Genomic DNA, 15,628 nt, shown 5'->3' on the forward strand with positions numbered 1-15,628 from the left:
CCTCCGTTGTCATCAGCGGGGTTGTGCTGAAATGTGCTTATTCAACAAGCAACAATTTATAGAGCGACGCATTTTCAGTGACCATATCGGCCAGTGTGTATTGGTCCAGCTCGTTCAGGAAATTCTGCACAGCCTGATTGAGAACATGTTTCAGGCGGCAGGCGGGGCCGATGTGGCAAAATTCGCCGGAGCAGTTAACTAAGGTGAGAGGCTCCAGTTCACGCACGACATCGCCGATGCGAATTTGTGCGGCAGGCCTGCCCAGGCGGATACCGCCTTTTTTTCCGCGTACTGCGGTGACCAACCCGGCACGGCTTAACTGATTTATTATTTTAACCATATGGTTACGCGAGACACCATATACCGCAGTGACCTGAGAGATGTTCGTCATCCGATCCTCCGGCAGCGATGCCATATAGATCAGTGCTCTTAAACCATAATCAGTGAAACTTGTTAACTGCACACACACCTCTGGGCCTTATTGACCCTGCCTGTAGGCGTCTGATCTCACAACGCTTAACATATACTTCTGTAAGATTACTCTTTGGATGATAAACCAGCCACAAAGAATGCAGCTAATCATTTAGACCCAGAATGGAATGCGGCGTGCACAACATGGAAGGAAAAAACAATAAACCGGGCACGATGGCCCGGTTTGGCATTCAGTTTACTGAATGATGCGGCAATCAGGCATCAAACGGATCGCGGAGGATCATGGTTTCACTGCGATCCGGGCCGGTGGAGATAATATCAACCGGTACGTCTGTCAGTTCTTCCACACGCTTGATGTAGTCGCGGGCTGCCTGCGGCAGTTTATCAAACTCTTTCACGCCAAAGGTGGAGTCGCTCCAGCCCGGCAGGGTTTCATAGATCGGCTCAATGCCGTCCCAGTTTTCGGCGGCCAGCGGCGTGGTCGTGACTTCACGGCCATCCGGCAGGCGGTACGCCACGCAGATTTTAACCTCTTTCAGGCCATCCAGCACGTCCAGTTTGGTCATGCAGAAGCCGGACAGGGAGTTAATCTGCACTGCACGGCGCACGGCAACGGCGTCCAGCCAGCCGGTACGGCGGCGGCGGCCGGTGGTGGCACCAAACTCGTTACCCTGCTTGCACAGGAACTCACCGGTTTCGTCGAACAGTTCGGTCGGGAACGGGCCGGCACCCACGCGGGTGGAGTAGGCCTTCACGATACCCAGCACGTAATCCACATAGCGCGGGCCAATACCGGAACCGGTCGCCACGCCACCGGCGGTGGTGTTGGAAGAGGTTACATACGGGTAGGTGCCGTGGTCGATGTCCAGCAGCGTGCCTTGCGCGCCTTCGAACATGATCAGTTCACCCTGCTTGCGGGCGTTGTCCAGCAGCTCGGAAACGTCAACCACCATACCGGTCAGGATGTCGGCAATTGCCATCACATCATCCAGGACTTTCTGGTAATCCACTGCGTCTTCTTTGTAGTAATGCACCAGCTGGAAGTTGTGGTACTCCACAATCTCTTTCAGCTTAGCCGCGAAATTCTCTTTGTTGAACAGGTCGCCAACACGCAGGCCACGGCGGGCAACTTTATCTTCGTAAGCTGGGCCGATACCACGGCCGGTGGTGCCGATTGCTTTTGCACCGCGGGCTTTTTCACGCGCAACATCCAGCGCGACATGGTAAGGCAGAATCAGGGGACAGGCTTCAGAAAGCAGCAGGCGCTCACGCACCGGAATACCGCGGTCTTCCAGCTGTTTCATCTCTTTCATCAGGGCGTCAGGCGCCAGTACAACACCGTTGCCGATGATGCTGGTGACGTTTTCACGCAGGATGCCAGAGGGAATTAAGTGGAGGACGGTTTTTTCACCGTTGATAACCAGTGTGTGGCCGGCGTTGTGACCACCCTGGTAGCGCACAACATATTTAGCCCGTTCAGTCAGCAGGTCTACGACCTTACCCTTGCCTTCGTCACCCCATTGGGTGCCCAGTACGACGACGTTCTTGCCCATCTTAAGAATCACCAGGTTGCTTAAAAAAGGATTCTAACATCTCATTCACGTGCTTTCAGTAATTTTTAGCACACGGTTGCCTGAAAAATTTTCGCCAATCAGGCACCGATCGCCCACGAATTTGGTGAGATCCTGAATATGGTATTACCCACCGTTCCGGACACGCAACATGTAGTAAATCACGCAACCGGCCACCACAATGCCCCCACCGAAACGGCGCAGTGAGGCATCCGGTAACGCCGTCATGGCCAGGATCATTTTACGCCAGGTTTTCGGCCATAACATCGGCCCCAACCCTTCCAGTACCATGACCAGCCCTACGGCCAGCCAGATTGTTGTGTTCATTATTTTCCCTTGCACATAAAAAAGGCCCGCGTTAACGGGCCTGAAAAGGTATGCCGGATTACGGCGCGATGGTTTTTTCCGGTGACTTCATAAAGCGGAAGAAGTCGCTGTCCGGGCTTAAGACCAACACATCTTTGTTGCTCTTAAAGCTGTTTTCATACGCACGTAAGCTACGGATAAAGGCATAGAAGTCCGGGTCCTGGCTGAACGCATTGGCGAACAGTTTAGCCGCTTCCGCATCGCCTTCACCGCGGGTGATCCGCGCCTGGCGCTCTGCTTCCGCCAGCGTACGGGTCACTTCGTAATCCGCCGTGGCACGCAGTTTCTCCGCCTCTTCATACCCCTGCGAACGCAGGCGCATGGCTACCGCGCTGCGTTCAGCACGCATACGCTGGTAAATCGCATCCGAGACTTCTGCCGGCAGGTTAATCTGCTTAACGCGCACGTCGATGACCTGAATACCCAATGCGGCCATACTGTTCGGATTGATTTGCAACTCCTGGCCGCTGGTTTCACGCTCAACCCGTTTGGCCACTGAGGCAATGGCGTCATCGGCTTCGGTGGTCGCGGCGGTTTCACCGTCTTCCGCCGTGCCGTTGTTCAGCTGGTCACGCACGTCAGACATCAGCTGGCCGCGCGAGTCGGTCACGATGTCTTTCACTTCCAGGCGGCCAATCTCTGAACGCAGACGGTCACTGAATTTGCGCTTCAGCAGCACTTCTGCCTGGGAGACGTCACCGCCGCCGGTCGCCAGATAGTAACGGCTGAAATCGCTGATGCGCCATTTGAGGTAGGAATCGACAATCAGGTCTTTCTTCTCATTGGTCACGAAACGGTCGGCCTGGTTATCCATGGTCTGGATACGGGCATCGAGCATTTTCACTGATTCAAAGAACGGAATTTTAAAATGCAAACCTGGGGTATAAACCTGAGGCTTGTTTTCATCATCCCGCAAGACTTTGCCGAAACGCAGCACGATGCCGCGCTCACCTTCCTGCACCACAAACAGTGAAGCGTACAGCGCCACCAGCACCACGACGACGATAAATATGACTGACTTACGCATTGGTTACTCTCTCCCTACGCGAGTGGTATCGTCACGCTGCGCATTGGCGCGGCGCTGGTCCATCACATTGCTGTCAACCGGGCGCTGGCCACTGTCGCCCTGGCTGAGGCCGGTGTTAGCCGGGTTCAGGCGAATCAGGCTGTCCGAGTCTTCGCTGTTGCTGTTGGACGCACCCTGACCGCCGCGCATCAGTTGTTCCAGCGGCAGCACCATCAGGTTGTTGCCTTTGTCACTGACCAGCACTTTACGCGTTTCGCTCAGCACTTTTTCCATCGTCTCGATATAGAGACGCTCACGGGTAATCTCCGGCGCGGCTTTATATTCCGGCAACAGGCGGGCAAAACGCGCCACTTCACCCTGTGCCTCAAGCACGGTACGGTCTTTATACGCCTTGGCATTTTCCAGTACGCGCTGGGCCTGGCCGTTGGCTTTCGGCTGCACCTGGTTGGCGTACGCTTCCGCTTCACGGATGTATTGCTGTTCGTTCTCACGTGCGGCAATCGCATCGTCAAAGGCGGCTTTCACCTCTTCCGGCGGACGTGCCGCCTGGAAGTTCACGTCCAGCAGCGTGATGCCCATCTTGTACGGACGGATAGTCTCTTCCAGTACGCGCTGGGTATCGTTACGCACCACGGTACGGCCTTCCGTCAGGATGCGGTCCATGGTGTATTTACCGATCACACCGCGCAGGGCGCTGTCCGTGGCCTGGCTCAGGCTGTCATCGGCACTCACTACGCTGAACAGGTACGCAGCCGGATCCGTCACGCGGTACTGCACGTTCATCTCTACGCGCACCACGTTTTCATCCGCCGTCAGCATCACGCCGGAGGCGGCCAGTTCACGCACAGATTCGACGTTCACTGCACGCACCTGATCGATAAAGGTCGGTTTCCAGTTCAGGCCGGGCTGTACCAGGTGGCTGAACTTGCCGAAACGGGTCACGACACCGCGCTCCGCTTCTTTAATGGTATAGAACCCGCTGGCAGCCCAGATAACGACCACGGCTACCGCCGCGATACCGACAATCCGCCCGCTGACGCCGCGCGCATTATTGCTGCCGCCGTTACCATTGCCTTTGCCGCCAAAACTGCCCAGTTTTTTGCTGAGCTTACGGAAAATGTCATCCAGATCCGGCGGCCCTTGTTCGCGCCCGCCTTTATTATTATTACCGCCAGAGTTGCCGCTATTATTATTGCTGCTCCCCCACGGGTCGCGGTCCTGTCCGTTATTACCGGGCTGATTCCACGCCATGTTTTAGCTCCATTCTTCTATGATTGGTGTTCTTCAGGCTTGCCTTACAGGTCCGATTCACACGACATAGCCGGTGAGCTCCTGCTCTTGCTTACAGAGGCGGCGCCAGTCAACGATGGGCATACGCACCACCAGACCCATACTGCCATCCTCTTCATTCCACTCTTTTTCAATCGCCTGAAGCTGGTAAAAACGGCTGCGCAGACGGCCTGCCTGCGGTGGGAGACGCAATTCAACTTGCGTAATTTCACCGGAAAGACGCTCCGTCAACGCCTGAAGCAGCAACGGGATCCCTTCGCCTGTCTGGGCTGATAACCACACCCGCACCGGTAAGTTTTCATCGTTGCGATCGATACGCGGCGTAAACTCATCCAGCATATCGATTTTATTCATCACTAGCAGTACCGGGATATCATCTGCTTCGATCTCGGCCAGCACCGTATTCACCGCATCGATATTCTCATCCATACGGATGTCAGCGGCGTCAACCACATGCAGTAACAGCGTCGCCTGACGCGTCTCCTGCAAGGTTGCTTTAAACGCGGCCACCAGGTCATGCGGCAAATGCCGGATAAACCCGACGGTGTCCGCCATTACCGTGTCGCCGACGTCAGCCAGGCTGATGCGGCGAAGCGTGGGGTCCAGTGTGGCAAACAGCTGATCGGCGGCATACACACCGGCCGAGGTGACCCGGTTAAACAGGGTGGATTTACCGGCATTGGTATAGCCTACCAGTGACACGGTAGGGACATCAGCCCGGGTACGGGCACGGCGCCCCTGCTCGCGCTGCTTCTCCACCCGTTCCAGGCGGTTGAGAATCAGGCGGATACGGTCGCGCAGCAAACGGCGGTCAGTCTCAAGCTGGGTTTCACCCGGCCCGCGCAGACCAATCCCGCCTTTCTGGCGCTCAAGGTGCGTCCAGCCGCGCACCAGCCGCGTGGCAATATGGCGTAACTGCGCCAATTCAACCTGTAACTTGCCCTCGTGGGTCCGGGCGCGCTGGGCAAAAATATCTAAAATCAGGCCGGTACGATCAATCACGCGGCATTGGCACAACGCTTCCAGATTTCTCTCCTGAGCCGGAGAGAGTGCGTGATCAAACAAGACGACAGAGGCGCCGGTGGCTTTTACGGCGTCCGCAATTTCTTCGGCCTTGCCTTCACCGACAAAGTATTTAGGATGTGGGGCCTTGCGAGTGCCCGTGATGACCTGCAAAGATTCAACGCCCGCAGAAGAGACAAGTGCCTCAAATTCACTGAGATTCTCAGTATCTTTATCCTGCGAGAAATAGATATGAACCAGTACGGCCTGCTCACCGGCTTCATAACGGTCAAACAAGCGTGCAACCTCTCAAACGGATAGGAACCGCTAAGGCGGAGGTCATAAGCAGAGATTGGCTGCCTATGGCCCCCGTCATGGTTGACAAGCAATACGCTTTATTCAGCGTCATCGCTTTCCGGCTGCGGCTGTTGCTGCGCAGTGGGAGTGCTACCATGATGATAATTACTGTTCTGGCCACCGCCCGGGTTATTGCTGTGATGCGATACCGGACGTGACGGTACAACGGTAGAGATAGCGTGTTTGTACACCATCTGGCTGACCGTGTTTTTCAACAGGATGACAAACTGGTCAAAAGACTCAATCTGGCCTTGCAGTTTGATACCATTCACCAAATAAATCGAAACCGGAACACGTTCACGACGCAAAGCGTTCAAGAACGGATCTTGCAAAGATTGCCCCTTAGCCATTCTATCTTTTCCTTATTTGCTTGTTGTTTGTAACTAAGAGCCTGACGGCCCTAAAATAAACGACATAAAAATTTGCGCGCTGAGTACCAATCAATTGTACACAAACATCCGGCCTATGCACCAACAACCTGAAGCACGCGATCCAGCGCTGCCTCCGGTTTTTCCGTATCAAGCCACTCTACAGAATCCCAGCCGCGCAGCCATGTCATCTGCCGCTTAGCCAGTTGGCGCGTCGCACAAATACCACGATAAACCATCTCATCGTAACTAATTTCACCGGCCAGATAAGACCACATCTGGCGGTAACCGACACAGCGAATGGCAGGCAAATCCGTATGCAAATCGCCGCGGGCAAACAGTGCCCTCACCTCATCTTCGAACCCGGCATCCAGCATCTGTTGGAAACGCAGTTCAATCCGTTGGTGCAGCAATTCGCGCCGGGTCGGCGCAATCGCAAACTGTTGAACGCGGTAGGGCAGCGTTTCACCCGAAATTTTTGTCAGTTCTGTTAAAGTTTTACCCGAAATAAAAAAAACTTCCAGTGCTCTGGAGAGTCTCTGGGGATCATTCGGATGAATGCGGTCGGCAGAAGTGGGATCGATTTCACGTAATTGATCATGAAGTGCTTCCCAGCCCTGTTCCTGCGCCTGCGCTTCAATGCGTTGGCGAACGGCGGCATCCGCCTGCGGCAAGGGAGAAAGCCCTTCCAGTAACGCTTTGAAATAGAGCATAGTTCCGCCCACCAGCAGCGGGATATTGCCCCGGCGCGTAATCTCTGCCATTTCGTTTAACGCGTCGGCCCGGAAATCAGCGGCGGAGTAAGATTGCGCCGGATCACGAATATCGATCAGGCGGTGCGGCGCCTGCGCCAGCTCCTGTGCCGTGGGCTTGGCGGTGCCGATGTCCATGCCGCGGTAAATGAGCGCCGAGTCCACGCTGATAAGCTCAACCGGCAGCTGCTGGCGCAGCGCCATAGCCAGGGCGGTTTTGCCGGATGCGGTGGGGCCCATAATGAAAATTGCCGCTGGGGCGGTCTTATCGTGTAAGTCAGTCATGCGTTAAAGAAGCGATGGCATCCGCGAGTTGTACTGGTTGCAAAAGGCCCGCCGGCGGTGATTTCACCAGCTGCGGGCAAAGGCGTTCAACCTCTGCCAGTAACTGGATCGCCTGCGAAGTGTTCCAGACCTCATGGTCACTGCCGAGGTGGCGAGCCAGCCAGGTGGCGACCTGCGCCGCCGTCAGATCCGGCGCAGAGGCCAGATAGCCTAACAGGTCTGGTATCAACTTTTGTAAATTTTGTTGGCGTAACGGTAAAGGCACCGCGCGCAGGGTGGCCCGCCCGTGGTCCACGCCCAGTTCCATGCCCAATGACTGGAGCACCGGCTGATAATGCCCGGCCGCCGTGGCCTCCTGTTTGCTGAGCGTCAGCTTAACGGGGATCAGCAACGGTTGCGGGCGTAACCCTTCCGGCGGCGGCAGCAGTTGTGCCTGTTTCAGCCAGCGCTCTGCCACCGGGAGGTTCAGCAATGCCAGCTGGCCGGGGCGCTCCAGCACCGCGTAACAGGGCGGAAACACCGTCAGTACCCGGCCAAGGCTCTGGCTATGCCCTTGCAGGGCCTCTTCCCGGGGCGGCCTCGCCGGAACAGGCGGAACCGGTGCAGCGGGCGGTGCCTCTTTGGCAGCCTCTTCCGCGGCCGGTTGCAGCAGCTTACGGTACAGCTCCCCTTCGCGACAGGTATAGGCCGGGGTGTCTGACGGCGGGCGGGCGCCATACTGCCCGCCTGAAGGCTCTCTGGCCTGGCCGCCGCGCTGCGCCGGCGTGGACGCGGCCGGAGGTTCACTGCGCGGTGCCGCCGGTGCTGAGAACTGGCTGGTGCCGGCGGCCTGCCGGGTTTCCGGTTGCCAGCGCGGCAACTCCGGCACTTGCGCAGCATCTTCATGCAGCGGCAAAGCGGCGGTACCCGCTTCCTGCAATACGCTGACCACCGCCTGATAGATAAAGTCATGCACCAGCCGCGCCTGATGGAACCGCACTTCATGCTTGGCCGGATGGACATTTACATCCACCTGGTGCGGATCGATATCAAGATAGAGCACATACGCCGGCAGTTGATCATCTTTCAGCTGATCCTGATACGCCTGCCGGATGGCATGGTTGATCAGCCGGTCTTTCATCATGCGGTTATTCACGTAGCAATACTGCATCTCCGTCAACGCGCGTGATCCGGCCGGATCGGCCACCCACCCACGGATCGACAGATCGCCGTGGCTCCAGGAGACCGCCAGCGCATGTTGCAGGAACTGCGGGCCACAAATGGCCCCCAACCGGCGTTCATGCTGGGAAGGATCTTTCGCGGCGCGGTACTGCCGCATGATTTTGCCGTTATGGCTCAGGGTAATCGCCACATCAAACCGGGCCAGCGCAATACGCCGCACCACTTCATCAATGTGACCAAATTCGGTTTTTTCGGTGCGCATGAATTTGCGCCGCGCCGGAGTGTTGTAGAACAGATCCAGCACCTCGAGCGTGGTACCGACCGGGTGGGCCGCCGGTTTTACCGTGACCTCCATATCACGCCCTTCTGCATACGCCTGCCACGCCTCGCTCTGCTCAGCAGTGCGTGAGGTCAGCGTCAGGCGTGAGACGGAACTGATACTGGCCAGGGCTTCGCCGCGGAACCCCAGGCTCATGATCGCCTCGAGATCGTCCAGCGAGCTGATTTTGCTGGTGGCGTGGCGGGCGAGTGCCAGCGCCAGCTCTTTCTGGGGAATGCCGCTGCCGTTGTCACGGATGCGGATAAGCCTGGCCCCGCCGCGATCAATCTCAATATCGATCCGCGTGGCGCCGGCATCCAGGCTGTTTTCAATCAGTTCTTTCACCACCGAGGCCGGGCGCTCAACCACTTCACCGGCAGCAATCTGGTTGGCAAGCTGGGGAGGCAACACCTGAATCGCCATGCACGCTCCTGATAAGAAGAATCACGCCGCAGAAAAACGGGTGATCAGGGAATAATCAGTGTCTGGCCAAGCTGCACCTCGCCGGACTTCAGGCGATTGGCGCGCTTGATGTCACTCATACTGACGCCATAATGCGCGGCAATCGCGGACAGCGTATCACCGCGCACCACTTTATGCCGCGCCGGGCGCGAAGGGGCGGCGGCGGTCACACTGCCTGAACCGGCCGGGATCTTCAGGCGCTGGCCTGTCCAGACGCCCGGCTTCTTCAGGTGATTATACTGGCTTAGTGCGTTGGCGGAGAGGCCGTAAGTCTGGGCAATACCGGAGAGCGTTTCCCCGCGTTTCACCACATGCACTTTGGCCTTTTTGCTGCTGGTGCCGTGCACCACCGGCTCCGATGCGCTTTCGCTGCCGGCCGCTGACACACTCAGCGGCCGGTTTTCAACCTTTGGGCCGGTCTGGTACGGATGCGCCAGGAAATAAGTGCGCAGGCCGCTGTAAATCGCCTGAGCTATCTTATCCTGATACGCGCTGCTGCCCAGCAGCCGCTCCTCAGTCCGGTTACTGATAAAGCCGGTTTCCACCAGCAGTGACGGAATATCCGGCGAGCGCAGTACGCCCAGGCTGGCATGTTCCGGGCGGCGTTTGTGCAGCGAGCCGACATGTTGCAACTCACGCAGCACTTTCACCGCCACATCGTAGCCCACACGCTGTGAGTGGCCGAATTGCAGGTCCAGCACAGCCTGGCTGAGGTAAGGATCATCCGCGTTGTTGGCCAGCAGGTCACCGGCACCGCCCAGCAATTCAGACTGCTTCTCGTGCTGCTCCAGCCAGTTTGCCATCTCACTGTTGGCGCGCCGGTTGGAGAGCACCCAGACAGACGCCCCTGACGCGCTGCGGTTGGGGGCAGCATCGGCATGGATAGACACCAGCATACTGGCCCCCTGCTTACGCGCGACATCAGAACGCCCCATCACCGAGATAAAATAGTCACCGTCACGCGTCAGCACCGGCCTGAACATCGGGTCGCGGCTCAGCTTCTCGCGCAGTTTACGCGCAATGGCGATGGTGACATTTTTCTCTTTCAGCCCATTTGCGCCGATAGCGCCGGGGTCCTGCCCGCCGTGCCCGGCATCGATCGCCACCACAATGCGCTCAGAGGCCGTAGTGGGGCTGGCAGTGCGGGTCGAGGTGCTGCCGCTGGTCACCGCCGTGATCTTATTGTTATCAAAAGGGTTGTTTGCCGGCGGCTTGCTGCGTACCGGCGCCGCGGGTGCGCTGCGGCTGACGGTGCTGCTGCCCTGCCCGCTCAGCGTAAAGACCACGCTTGAGAGGCGGCCGTTCTGTTGCGTGGCCGTCCGTGTGCGGGTTTTTCCGGTCAGTTCCACCACCAGCCGGATGCTTTGGGCATCTTTTGGGGTACTGGTACGGATGCGCTTCACCAGATTCTGCCCGCTGAATTCCAGCGGCAGCCCGGAGATCACCCCGCTCTGGTTGATGTCAATCACCACCCGCTCAGGGTTGTGCAGCGGGAAAAAGGCGTAAGCCGGCTTGCCGTCAAAGCTCAGGGTCACCGTGGATTGCTGCGCGCCATTGGTGACCTGGATGTCTTTCAGGTTGGCGGCCCAAGCCTGAAGCGGCCCGGCCAGGCCCGCCACGGCCAGGATCAGGGCTGCAAAGCGCCGCATCCGGGCCGGTGGGTTGAGCGATAATGTCCGCCGGATAATCCGGCTGATTCCCTGCATCATTGCTGGTTATCCCTGTTGATCAGCAACATGTTGCACCAGCCCGCGGCCATACTCAGACACCGCATGCAGCGTGGCTTGCCGTCCGTTTTCGGTATACGTCAGTGTGAGTTCAATATCCGGTTCCGGCAGGACACCGGCCCCCTGCTGCGGCCACTCGACCAGACACACCGCATCCTGAGAGAAATAGTCACGGATACCCATGAATTCAAGTTCTTCCGGATCGGCCAGCCGGTAGAGGTCAAAGTGGTACACCGCCAGCGGCGACAGCATGTAAGGCTCGACCAGCGTATAGGTCGGGCTTTTGACGTTGCCCTGATGCCCCAGCGCCTGAAGAAAGCCGCGGCTGAAGGTGGTTTTCCCGGCACCCAGGTCGCCAAACAGATAGATCACACTGGAACGCGTGCAGGCCTGGGCCAATTGCGCCCCCAGCCCCACGGTGGCTGCCTCATCCGGCAGAGATAAAATAAGTTCTTTCATTAAGTTATGTCGTTTATTTCAACTCTGGATTAACACTTTGCGCGATAACCGGCAGCAAGTCAGTCGCCAGCAGCCCGCGGGTGCCCTGGCGGCAGGCAACCAGATCGGCCGCATGGCCATGCACCACACATCCGGCACAGGCGGCATCAAACGGAGACAATTTCTGGGCCAGCAGCCCACCAATAATCCCGGAAAGAATGTCACCCATCCCACCTGATGCCATGCCGGCATTCCCGACATCGGCGATAGCCAACCCGCCTGACTCATCAGCGATTACCGTTCCCGCACCTTTCAATACCACCACGCCGCCATAGCACTCTGTCAGCTTCCGGGCTGAAAGTAAGCGATCACTTTCAACCTCTTTGACGCCGCAGCCCAACAAGCGGGCCGCTTCGCCCGGATGCGGCGTGAGGACGCGATTCTGACGCTTATCCGGGGTGATTGCCAGCAGGTTTAGCGCGTCAGCATCCCATAACGCAGGTTTGTCACTTTTCCTTAAGGCCGCCAGCGCATTTTTACTCCATGCGGATTGCCCCAGCCCCGGCCCAATCACCAGCACGTCGGCCCAGGCGTCGCCGTCGGCCAGCGTTTTATCGTTCAGTTCCTGCACCATCAGCTCTGGCCGGGCGGTCAGCAGCGGCGCGATGTTCTCTTTGTGAGTAAGTACTCGCACCAGCCCTGCACCGCTGCGCAATGCGGATTCAGCCGCCATCCGGATCGCCCCGGCGAAACCGTGGTCGCCCCCTATCACCAGCAGGCGGCCATGCTCGCCTTTATGGGAACAGGGGCGGCGCGGCTGGAGCCAGCGGGTGCGGCTTCCGGCATCCAGCCGCTCGACGGTGACCCGTTGTTTTTCCAGCCATTGTGATAAGCCTAGCGCAGAATGGTGAAGCTGCCCGACCCAGTCACGCGCCTGCCCGGTCAGCAGGCCGGGTTTGAGGGCGATAAAGGTCAGCGTATGGGCGGCGCACACTACGCTGCCGGGTGCCTGGCCGGTTTCAGCCAGCAAGCCGGAGGGAATGTCCAGAGACAGCACCGGGGCATGATGGCGGTTCACGGCGTCAATCAGCGCGTCATACGGCGCACGCGGGGCGGAGGTGAGGCCGGTGCCGAGCAGGCCGTCAATGATCAGATCGCTCTCTGTGGCCCAGAGACTCTCCGGCACGGCGATTTCACCGCCCGCCGCCAGCCACGCCTCCCGTGCCTGTGCGGCCTCCGGCGGCAACGGGCGCTCTCCCGGCACGGCGATAACCGTTACCTGCAAGCCCGCAGCGCGTGCCAGCCTGGCTACCACATAACCATCACCGCCGTTATTGCCGTGCCCGCACAGCACCAGCCAATGGCGGCTCTGCGGATAATGTTCGCAGGCCAGCTGAAACGCCGCCTGCCCGGCGCGCTCCATCAGGCCATACAGGGTGGTACCGGTCTGTTCAGCTGCGCGGCTTTCCGCAGCGCGAACCCAGTCTGCGCTGAACACAGAGTGTGGTAAACTGGTGGCGTGTTGTTTCTCACGTTGGTTTGCCATGACTTTCCCTCTCGATCTCCATCAGTTATCCCAACATATCAAGCAATGGGGCCAATCGCTAGGCTTCCAGCAGGTCGGTATCTGTGACACCGATCTCTCGCTGGAGGAGCCGAAATTGCAGGCGTGGCTTGATAAACAGTATCACGGTGAGATGGCCTGGATGGCGCGCCACGGGATGCTGCGCGCGCGGCCGCATGAGCTGCTGCCCGGCACACTGCGGGTGATCAGCGTGCGGATGAACTACCTGCCCGCCAAAGCGGCGTTTGCCAGCACCCTGAAAAACCCGTCGCTGGGTTATGTCAGCCGTTACGCCCTGGGGCGTGATTACCATAAGCTGCTGCGCCAGCGGCTGAAAAAGTTGGGGGATCAGATCCAGGCCTGGTGTACGGAACAGGGCGGCGGCGACGTGGGCTTCCGGCCGTTTGTGGACTCTGCCCCGATTATGGAGCGCCCGCTGGCGGCCAAAGCCGGGATTGGCTGGGTAGGCAAGCACTCACTCATCCTTAACCGCGAAGCCGGTTCCTGGTTCTTTCTGGGCGAGCTGCTGATCGATCTGCCGTTGCCGGTGGATTCCCCGCAAGAGGAGCAGTGCGGAAAGTGTGTCGCCTGCATGACTACCTGCCCCACCGGCGCGATCGTGGCGCCTTATACGGTGGATGCCCGGCGCTGTATCTCCTACCTGACCATTGAACTGGAAGGGGCAATCCCGGAAGAGTTCCGGCCGCTGATGGGTAACCGCATTTATGGTTGTGATGATTGCCAGCTGATCTGCCCGTGGAACCGCTTTTCCCAGTTAACTGACGAAGAAGATTTCAGCCCGCGGGCGGCCCTGCATGCGCCGGAGCTACTGGCCCTGTTTGCCTGGGACGAGGAGAAATTCCTGCGGGTGACGGAAGGATCGGCGATTCGCAGGATTGGGCACCTGCGCTGGCTGCGCAATGTTTCGGTAGCGCTGGGCAATGCAGCCTATCAGGCAGAGATTGTGCTGGCGCTGCAACAGCGGCTCGGCCAGGACCCAATGCTGGATGAACATATCCACTGGGCGATTGACCAGCAGTTGACGAAACGTGAAGCAATGAAGATTGATGTCCAGCTGCCCCAACAGAAACGGCTGGTGCGCGCAGTGGAAAAAGGGCTGCCGCGGGACGCCTGAACCAGAAAGTTATCCACCGTTTCACTTATCCACCGCTTGTGTATAAAAACAAAAACAGCTTGCCAATCAAGTGGGAAAAAAACATCAAGTGATCGGTATAACGTTTTCATACAATAAAATTAACCAGATATATCAAGTAATTATTTTTATTTTATTTGATATGCATAAAAAATAAACTGGTCAAAAAAAGCGCTTAAATTGTGGATAACTCTGTTTAAAACAAATTTTGGCTAAACAGGGATAAGGGACAGGAAGACCAACCCGGTAGGGTGGAAAGAAAAAGTAGGGAGAAAAATTTGGAGCGGGAAACGAGACTCGAACTCGCGACCCCGACCTTGGCAAGGTCGTGCTCTACCAACTGAGCTATTCCCGCGTCGCATGGGTATGACGTTTACTGCGTACTGCTTTTTACTCTTTACTGCGTACTGCTTTTACTGCTGTTTCATCACGCTGATATCAGAAGATGAAATTGGAGCGGGAAACGAGACTCGAACTCGCGACCCCGACCTTGGCAAGGTCGTGCTCTACCAACTGAGCTATTCCCGCTCTGCATACTAACGAAATTCTTCATCGGTACGGGGTGCGCATTATACGAGAATTCCTTTTTGCTGCAAGCCCCTGGAATCAAAAAATCGCTTTTTTTGTTTGATTGCTGCATAAATCGCCAAGGCGATGAATTATGCAGCACCCCCTGTATACTAAACCACCGACAACGCGTTTTCAGCGGTAAAAAAAATTATGGCTGAATAAAATGCTCGCGATAGTAAGCCAGTTCAGCCACCGATTCGCGGATGTCATCCAGCGCCTGGTGGGTATTCTTTTTCTGGAAACCGGCCAGGATTTCCGGCTTCCAGCGCCGTGCCAGCTCTTTCAGGGTGCTGACGTCCAGATAGCGGTAATGGAAATAGGCTTCCAGCTCCGGCATGTAGTTGAACAGGAAGCGGCGATCCTGTGCGACACTGTTCCCACAGATCGGTGACTTGCCGGCCGGCACCCATTGTTGCAGGAATTTAATCGTTTCCAGTTCGGCTGCCCGCTCATCAAACGCACTCTGTTTGACCCGCTCGGTCAGGCCGCTTGCCCCGTGGGTGCGGGTATTCCACTCGTCCATCAGGGCCAGCTGGGCGTCGCTCTGGCGAACCGCCATCACCGGCCCTTCTGCCAGAATATTGAGGTTGGCATCCGTGACCAGCGTGGCGATTTCAATGATGCGATCGCGCTCCGGGTCCAGCCCGGTCATTTCCAGATCGATCCAGATCAGGTGGTTTTCATTTTGCGTCATAGTCTTTCCTGCACCTGCGCCGGGCCAGCGCAGCGGCTGTGTAGCCCTCTGCCTGGCGTCGCGCTTTTTTCACGGGGAAGTCATTCACCA

The 15,628-nt window shown here is 57.6% G+C and carries 14 protein-coding genes and 2 tRNA genes; 1 reads left to right on the forward strand and 15 read right to left on the reverse strand.

Going from position 1 to position 15,628, the window contains the following annotated elements; translation table 11 throughout:
* Positions 1 to 37: 37 nt before the first annotated feature.
* From nsrR to nnr, 12 genes are all read right to left on the reverse strand, one after another.
* A complete protein-coding gene (gene nsrR / locus JK232_RS10000; RefSeq protein ID WP_072927032.1) occupies positions 38 to 463 on the reverse strand; it encodes a nitric oxide-sensing transcriptional repressor NsrR in 426 nt (141 codons plus the stop codon).
* A 223-nt stretch (positions 464 to 686) separates the two neighbouring features.
* Positions 687 to 1,985: an adenylosuccinate synthase gene (locus JK232_RS10005; RefSeq protein WP_072927030.1), complete on the reverse strand. Its 1,299-nt coding sequence runs from the start codon at positions 1,983 to 1,985 to the stop codon at positions 687 to 689.
* A gap of 144 nt (positions 1,986 to 2,129) precedes the next feature.
* A complete protein-coding gene (locus tag JK232_RS10010) occupies positions 2,130 to 2,330 on the reverse strand; it encodes a DUF2065 domain-containing protein (RefSeq protein WP_072927027.1) in 201 nt (66 codons plus the stop codon).
* A gap of 58 nt (positions 2,331 to 2,388) precedes the next feature.
* Positions 2,389 to 3,396, reverse strand: coding sequence for a protease modulator HflC (hflC, locus tag JK232_RS10015; protein WP_072927025.1), 1,008 nt, complete (start codon positions 3,394 to 3,396; stop codon positions 2,389 to 2,391).
* 3 nt (positions 3,397 to 3,399) lie between these two features.
* Positions 3,400 to 4,647 carry an FtsH protease activity modulator HflK gene (hflK, locus tag JK232_RS10020; protein ID WP_072927023.1) on the reverse strand — a complete coding sequence of 416 codons (1,248 nt, stop codon included), beginning with the start codon at positions 4,645 to 4,647 and terminating at the stop codon, positions 3,400 to 3,402.
* Positions 4,648 to 4,704: 57 nt separating this feature from the next.
* Entirely contained in the window at positions 4,705 to 5,985 is a 1,281-nt protein-coding gene (gene hflX, locus JK232_RS10025; RefSeq protein ID WP_072927020.1) for a ribosome rescue GTPase HflX, read from the reverse strand.
* Between the two features lie 98 nt (positions 5,986 to 6,083).
* Positions 6,084 to 6,395: an RNA chaperone Hfq gene (gene hfq / locus JK232_RS10030; RefSeq protein ID WP_072927018.1), complete on the reverse strand. Its 312-nt coding sequence runs from the start codon at positions 6,393 to 6,395 to the stop codon at positions 6,084 to 6,086.
* Between the two features lie 113 nt (positions 6,396 to 6,508).
* Entirely contained in the window at positions 6,509 to 7,450 is a 942-nt protein-coding gene (miaA, locus tag JK232_RS10035; RefSeq protein WP_072927017.1) for a tRNA (adenosine(37)-N6)-dimethylallyltransferase MiaA, read from the reverse strand.
* On the reverse strand, positions 7,443 to 9,353 hold the full coding sequence (mutL, locus tag JK232_RS10040; RefSeq protein WP_212589113.1) for a DNA mismatch repair endonuclease MutL: 1,911 nt from the start codon (positions 9,351 to 9,353) through the stop codon (positions 7,443 to 7,445). The genes miaA and mutL overlap by 8 nt, the downstream gene beginning before the upstream one ends.
* Positions 9,354 to 9,397: 44 nt before the next feature.
* Entirely contained in the window at positions 9,398 to 11,041 is a 1,644-nt protein-coding gene (gene amiB / locus JK232_RS10045; RefSeq protein ID WP_246538459.1) for an N-acetylmuramoyl-L-alanine amidase AmiB, read from the reverse strand.
* A gap of 66 nt (positions 11,042 to 11,107) precedes the next feature.
* Positions 11,108 to 11,578, reverse strand: coding sequence for a tRNA (adenosine(37)-N6)-threonylcarbamoyltransferase complex ATPase subunit type 1 TsaE (gene tsaE, locus JK232_RS10050; protein ID WP_072927013.1), 471 nt, complete (start codon positions 11,576 to 11,578; stop codon positions 11,108 to 11,110).
* Between the two features lie 13 nt (positions 11,579 to 11,591).
* Positions 11,592 to 13,103 (reverse strand): bifunctional ADP-dependent NAD(P)H-hydrate dehydratase/NAD(P)H-hydrate epimerase, encoded by a 1,512-nt coding sequence (gene nnr, locus JK232_RS10055; RefSeq protein WP_212589115.1) that lies wholly within the window; start codon positions 13,101 to 13,103, stop codon positions 11,592 to 11,594.
* Between nnr and queG the strand changes: the two genes are divergently transcribed.
* Complete coding sequence (queG, locus tag JK232_RS10060; RefSeq protein ID WP_072927010.1) at positions 13,102 to 14,256, forward strand: tRNA epoxyqueuosine(34) reductase QueG; 1,155 nt, start codon at positions 13,102 to 13,104, stop codon at positions 14,254 to 14,256. The genes nnr and queG overlap by 2 nt on opposite strands.
* Positions 14,257 to 14,553: 297 nt before the next feature.
* On the opposite strand, the gene JK232_RS10065 is transcribed toward queG, so the two are convergent.
* The 3 genes from JK232_RS10065 to orn form a co-directional block, all read right to left on the reverse strand.
* Positions 14,554 to 14,629: transfer RNA gene (locus JK232_RS10065), tRNA-Gly, on the reverse strand.
* A 97-nt stretch (positions 14,630 to 14,726) separates the two neighbouring features.
* Positions 14,727 to 14,802, reverse strand: a tRNA-Gly gene (locus JK232_RS10070).
* Between the two features lie 190 nt (positions 14,803 to 14,992).
* Positions 14,993 to 15,538, reverse strand: coding sequence for an oligoribonuclease (orn, locus tag JK232_RS10075; RefSeq protein ID WP_072927009.1), 546 nt, complete (start codon positions 15,536 to 15,538; stop codon positions 14,993 to 14,995).
* Positions 15,539 to 15,628: the final 90 nt, after the last annotated feature.

The sequence above is a fragment of the Nissabacter archeti genome (genome assembly GCF_018257325.1).
Taxonomy (GTDB): Bacteria; Pseudomonadota; Gammaproteobacteria; order Enterobacterales; family Enterobacteriaceae; genus Chimaeribacter; species Chimaeribacter arupi.

Bases quoted from the DNA above. Each gene is read 5' to 3' on its own strand.
- mutL (WP_212589113.1), bottom strand. From the start codon at position 9,353: ATGGCGATTCAGGTGTTGCCTCCCCAGCTTGCCAACCAGATTGCTGCC.
- hflC (WP_072927025.1), bottom strand. From the start codon at position 3,396: ATGCGTAAGTCAGTCATATTTATCGTCGTCGTGGTGCTGGTGGCGCTG.
- orn (WP_072927009.1), bottom strand. From the start codon at position 15,538: ATGACGCAAAATGAAAACCACCTGATCTGGATCGATCTGGAAATGACC.
- miaA (WP_072927017.1), bottom strand. From the start codon at position 7,450: ATGACTGACTTACACGATAAGACCGCCCCAGCGGCAATTTTCATTATG.
- JK232_RS10010 (WP_072927027.1), bottom strand. From the start codon at position 2,330: ATGAACACAACAATCTGGCTGGCCGTAGGGCTGGTCATGGTACTGGAA.
- hflK (WP_072927023.1), bottom strand. From the start codon at position 4,647: ATGGCGTGGAATCAGCCCGGTAATAACGGACAGGACCGCGACCCGTGG.
- amiB (WP_246538459.1), bottom strand. From the start codon at position 11,041: ATGCGGCGCTTTGCAGCCCTGATCCTGGCCGTGGCGGGCCTGGCCGGG.
- JK232_RS10005 (WP_072927030.1), bottom strand. From the start codon at position 1,985: ATGGGCAAGAACGTCGTCGTACTGGGCACCCAATGGGGTGACGAAGGC.
- nnr (WP_212589115.1), bottom strand. From the start codon at position 13,103: ATGGCAAACCAACGTGAGAAACAACACGCCACCAGTTTACCACACTCT.
- hfq (WP_072927018.1), bottom strand. From the start codon at position 6,395: ATGGCTAAGGGGCAATCTTTGCAAGATCCGTTCTTGAACGCTTTGCGT.
- tsaE (WP_072927013.1), bottom strand. From the start codon at position 11,578: ATGAAAGAACTTATTTTATCTCTGCCGGATGAGGCAGCCACCGTGGGG.
- queG (WP_072927010.1), top strand. From the start codon at position 13,102: ATGACTTTCCCTCTCGATCTCCATCAGTTATCCCAACATATCAAGCAA.